The organism is Chelativorans intermedius (assembly GCF_025398255.1).
Taxonomy (GTDB): domain Bacteria; phylum Pseudomonadota; class Alphaproteobacteria; order Rhizobiales; family Rhizobiaceae; genus Chelativorans; species Chelativorans intermedius.
Genome location: NZ_JAODNW010000068.1, coordinates 1 through 2821, shown reverse-complemented (window position 1 = coordinate 2821; position 2821 = coordinate 1). Strand labels below are relative to the sequence as shown.

General features: G+C 68.0%; 5 protein-coding genes and 1 pseudogene. 4 read left to right on the top strand and 2 right to left on the bottom strand.

Translation table 11 applies throughout. From position 1 onward, the window contains the following. From NYR58_RS20200 to NYR58_RS20190, 4 genes and pseudogenes are all read left to right on the top strand, one after another. A pseudogene (locus NYR58_RS20200) lies at window positions 1-222 on the top strand (DNA methylase); the annotation flags it as partial. Continuing rightward, window positions 222-1325, top strand: coding sequence for a DNA cytosine methyltransferase (locus NYR58_RS20195; protein WP_261522920.1), 1104 nt, complete (start codon window positions 222-224; stop codon window positions 1323-1325). The pseudogene NYR58_RS20200 and the gene NYR58_RS20195, both read left to right, overlap by 1 nt. Then, window positions 1322-1456: a DUF7220 family protein gene (locus NYR58_RS20710; RefSeq protein ID WP_446681818.1), complete on the top strand. Its 135-nt coding sequence runs from the start codon at window positions 1322-1324 to the stop codon at window positions 1454-1456. Before NYR58_RS20195 ends, NYR58_RS20710 begins: the two co-directional genes overlap by 4 nt. Continuing rightward, a complete protein-coding gene (locus NYR58_RS20190) occupies window positions 1411-1548 on the top strand; it encodes a DUF7220 family protein (protein ID WP_261522919.1) in 138 nt (45 codons plus the stop codon). Before NYR58_RS20710 ends, NYR58_RS20190 begins: the two co-directional genes overlap by 46 nt. Here the strand turns inward: NYR58_RS20190 and NYR58_RS20185 are convergent. Beyond that, window positions 1543-2157 (bottom strand): cation transporter, encoded by a 615-nt coding sequence (locus NYR58_RS20185; RefSeq protein ID WP_261522918.1) that lies wholly within the window; start codon window positions 2155-2157, stop codon window positions 1543-1545. The two genes, NYR58_RS20190 and NYR58_RS20185, sit on opposite strands and share 6 nt — an antisense overlap. A gap of 161 nt (window positions 2158-2318) precedes the next feature. Beyond that, on the bottom strand, window positions 2319-2821 hold a 503-nt coding region (locus tag NYR58_RS20180; RefSeq protein ID WP_261522917.1), incomplete at its 5' end, for a DUF3489 domain-containing protein.

Sequence of the window (2821 nt, the reverse complement as noted above, 5' to 3'; positions counted from 1 at the left end):
CCCTTCTGCGGCTCCGGCTCGCAGATCATGGCGGGCGAAGCCAATGGCCGTCGCGTCTTCGCGATGGAGATCAGCCCGGCTTACGTCGATGTCGCGGTCGAGCGCTGGCAGGCCGAGACCGGGAAGGACGCCATCCTCGACGGCGACGGCCGGACCTTCACGCAAGTGAAGGCCGAGCGGCTGGGCGAAGCTGAGAACTCCGGGGCCGATGCCGCTGCCTGATGGTCGTCTACTACAACGACGCCGATCCCGCGGTTTGCGCATGGCTGCGGGAACTAATCGCAGCCGGGCATCTGCCTGCCGGAGAGGTGGACGAACGGTCCATCCTCGAGGTCGAGCCCGCCGACCTGCGCGGCTTCGCGCAATGCCATTTCTTCGCCGGGATCGGCGGCTGGCCCTACGCGCTGCGCCTCGCGGGCGTGCCCGAGGACCTGTCCATCTGGACCGGATCGCCACCCTGCCAGCCCTTCAGCCAGGCCGGCCAGCGCAAGGGACAGGACGATGACCGCCACCTCGCGCCAGCATTCCTGCGGCTCGTCGCAGAATGCCGCCCGGAGTTCGTCTTCGGCGAGCAGGTCGCCAGCGCGGCAGTGCTCGGACGCGTTGGCGGCGCGGCTCGAACAGCAGCTGAGGGCGCGGCTGGCTGGGCGTGGTTCGACGCTCTGGCGGCTGACCTGGAAGCGGCATGTTACGCCGTCGCGGCGGCCGATCTGCCGGCTGCGGGCATCGGCGCGCCGCACATCCGCCAGCGCCTGTTCTTCGGCGCCGTCACCCTGGAGCCGGGCGGGCTGGGCGACAGCCTCGGCGCGGGATCACAAGGATGGATCCGAATGCCGGACTGTTCCGATCAACGCGCTTCTCGGCCGGCAGGTGTGGCTGGCGGGCTGGCCGACGCCTCGGATGACGGACGGAGACAAGAACGTGCGCTCGATCGTTGGAGCCGCGAAGGAGATGGCGCGCAAGGGCGGACCTCAGGATACGATACAGGCCGCGACTCTCGCGGGATGGCCGACGGCGATGGCGGGCTCGCCCGCGACGGCGAACTACAACGCGGCCGGCAACACCGACGCCAGCCGCAGGACGGTGAAGCTTGTGGACTGGTCGAGGGCGCCGACCCCGCCGGGACCCGCGCGACGGACGGCGTCTGGGGAGATGCTGACTGGCTCCTCTGCCGCGATGGGAAATGGCGGCCCGTTGAACCCGGAACATTCCCGCTGGCTGATGGGATACCCGGCCGCATGGGACTTCTGCGGGGCTACGGCAATGCGATCGTGCCGCCGCTCGCGGCGGAATTCGTGATGGCCTTCATGGAGAGCCTGCGATGAAACAGAGCCGCTTCATGTCGATGGTGGAGGCCGCGACGAATGTCGTCGTCGGCTACGTTCTGGCCATCGCCACGCGAGACACGTCGTGTTCCCGTGGTTCGGGATCGAGACGGGGCTCACGCAGCATCTGACCATCGGTCTCGCGTTTGTTGGCGTCTCGCTGGTGCGTGGCTACCTCTTGCGGCGGCTGTTCGAGGCGATCGGGCTGCGCGAGGACTCATGACCCGTTTGCAGTTGCGCGGGATTGACGTGCGTCGGAGAGTATTTCCAGGGCTTCACGGATAACGTAGATGCCGATCCCCGCGCCGACGATGAGGTCGAGCGCACGGATCCCGGTCACGAGAACCGCAATCCCGGAGACGATCACGGCCATGTTCGCGATCAGGTCCGCCCGGGTGAAGATCCATGTCGCCCGGAGGTGAACCTCGTCGTTGCGATATTGGTGCAGGAGTTTCATGACCGTGGCATTGACCGCAAGTGCGATGGCCGCGACCACGACCATCAGCAGGCCTTCGGGCGGCTCACCCGAAACCGCGCGTCGCACGACGTCCAGAAGAACGGCACAGCCCAGGATCAGCAGAAGGGTGCCGCTCGCGCGGGCCGCGTTCGACTTGAATAACGCACCCCTCCCGATGGCCAACAGCGCCACCGCATAGGCGGCGGAATCCGCCAGCATGTCGAGACCGTCGGCGATCAGCCCCGTCGAATTTCCGATGATCCCGGACGTCGTCTCGACAACGAACATCGCCGCGTTGAGTGCGAGGGCCAGTTGCAGCGTTCTGCGCTGCTGGGCAGTTTCAGGCGTGACAGGCGAACAACCGCAATCGGCCATTTTCCGCTCCTACTCGGGTCATCAGGAATTCGGGCGTGGTCGGTTTCGTGGCGCACGCGGCAGAATGAAAAAAGCGAACGCGGTGTCCGGAGTCAAGCGAAGGCGCGGAGAAAAGACACCGCCGCCCGGGCGAGGGACGGCGGCAACAGGAGCGCGGCAAGTCAGGGCACTATGCGATAGACCCTGCCGCGCCCTTCGACCTTCTCGGAGGTGATGGTCAGCCCGAGACGCTTCTTCAGGGCTCCGGCAAGGGCACCCCTCACGGTGTGGGACCTCCAGTCGAGGGCCGTGGCGATCTCGTCGATGGTGGCGCCGCCCTCGGCGCGGAGCATCTCGATCAGCTGCGCCTGCTTTGTGCCCGCGCGCGGTGTGCGCGCCTTGGGCGCGGCGTCGGCGGGAGCGTCCTGCGAGGCCTCCGCGCTCGATGCTGCGTCAGCGCTCGTGGGCGCGCTGTCGCCGCCCTCCGGCTCAACGCCGATGGCGGCAAGGCCCGCATCGGTGATGTGCACGAGGATGGCGCGTCCGTCCTCGTCGTTGCGCCAGATGCGGTTGAGCGCGGTATCGGCCTTCGCGAACTGGTCGGTCGCGGTCTCGGCGATCAGGCCGCGGGAGAGCAGCGCGCCGACCACCTTGGCGGCGGCGCCGCCGCGGAGCGAGCCGGGGA